Source organism: Pedobacter anseongensis, from assembly GCF_037482965.1.
GTDB lineage: Bacteria > Bacteroidota > Bacteroidia > Sphingobacteriales > Sphingobacteriaceae > Pedobacter > Pedobacter anseongensis.
The window spans coordinates 1-1,439 of the sequence record NZ_JBBHKB010000011.1; the positions used below are offsets into that span (position 1 = coordinate 1).

General features: G+C 41.1%; 2 protein-coding genes and 1 pseudogene. All 3 read right to left on the reverse strand.

Features of this window, described 5'->3' with window-relative positions:
- Positions 1-35 precede the first annotated feature (35 nt).
- Positions 36-197, reverse strand: a pseudogene (locus tag WG904_RS19685) (IS3 family transposase); the annotation flags it as partial.
- Between the two features lie 12 nt (positions 198-209).
- Positions 210-899, reverse strand: coding sequence for an IS3 family transposase (locus tag WG904_RS19570; RefSeq protein WP_339581047.1), 690 nt, complete (start codon positions 897-899; stop codon positions 210-212).
- Entirely contained in the window at positions 875-1,396 is a 522-nt protein-coding gene (locus WG904_RS19575; protein ID WP_339581046.1) for a helix-turn-helix domain-containing protein, read from the reverse strand. The genes WG904_RS19570 and WG904_RS19575 overlap by 25 nt, the downstream gene beginning before the upstream one ends.
- Positions 1,397-1,439: the final 43 nt, after the last annotated feature.

A 1,439-nucleotide genomic window follows, 5' to 3' on the forward strand; every position in this document is an offset into this window, starting at 1 on the left:
TAGACTGCCCCCAAAAGGTTAGACGAAATTAGTAATTAATTATTTAAGGCATGAACCCGATATTCAATTGGGCTCATGCCTTTTAGATTCAGTCTTATCCTGTCATTGTTGTAGTATTTTATGTATTCGATTATTTCTTTCCTTAGTTCATTGACCGACCTGTATTTTTTCAGATAGAACAGTTCGGATTTGATTGTGCCGAAGAAGTTTTATATAATCGCATTATCTAGGCAATTGCCTTTACGGGACATGCTCTGAACAATTCCATAATTCTTGAGCATATTTCTATATGCCCTCATTTGATATTGCCAGCCCTGATCTGAATGCAGTATCAGCTTGCCGTGTTTCTGTACCTTTGCCAGCCCTTTTTTCAACATCTCTGTAATCTGTTCGAAATTGGGCCGTTCTGAAAGCGAATAACTTATGATCTCCCCGTTGAACAGGTCGAGAATTGGAGATAGGTATAGTTTCTTCCCCGACACGCTGAACTCGGTAACATCTGTTACCCACTTTTGTAAAGGACCAGCGGCCTTGAAGTCCCTTTCTATTATATTGGGTGCTATCTTGCCCTGTTCGCCCCTGTAGGACCTGTATTTCTTGAGCCTGACGACACTTTTCAGGCCCATTTCGCCAGTCAGCCTTAGTACCGTTTTATGGTTGATGACATGCCCTTCCTTTTTTAGTTGAAATAGCATCCGCCTATAGCCATATCTACCCTTATGCTGTTTGGAAAGCGTAAGGATACGTGCCCTAACCGCTTGGTATTTATCAGTCACTTTATCACGCTTCATATGGTAATAAAATGAACTTCGGGCCATATGGCTTGCCTCTAAAAGCATTGACAGATCAAACTTCATCCTTAACCCTTGAACAATCAGAGCTTTTTGTTTTTCTTTGATTCCTCTTTCTGGATTAAGGCTCGTAACTTTTTTAAAAACGCGACCTCCGCACGTAAACGCTTGTTTTCTTCCAAAACCTGTTCATGCGCTGTTAATGTTTTTCCAGGTGCCTTTTTCGAAATCCTTGGCTTCATGAGACATTTTTTTCCTCTGGTTTCCGCGGACAGACCCTCGGACCCACCAGAACCGTATATCCTCAACCAGTTGGATAGGACACTAGTGGATCTGATATTAAACTGGAGACACGCCGCTCTCAAAGATACTTTTTTGTTGGTAAAGTAACGCACAGCTTCAAGTTTGTTCTCTAAAGAATAGACCGTAGACTGAGGCCTAAGGCCAGCTTCACCAAAGCGTTCATAGAATTGCAACCATTGAAAAACCATTCGACGCTCAAGGCCATTTTCCCTGGAAATTGTGACTAGGGATCTAGATCCATTTAATAACTGATTAACGATAGTCAATTTAAATTCTAAGCTATGCTTAACTTTTCTACTCATAAAAATGCCCCCATAAAGTGTCTAACTTTTTGGGGGCATTGCA

Coding starts and splice junctions, on each gene's coding strand:
- WG904_RS19575 (WP_339581046.1), bottom strand. CDS start 1,396: ATGAGTAGAAAAGTTAAGCATAGCTTAGAATTTAAATTGACTATCGTT.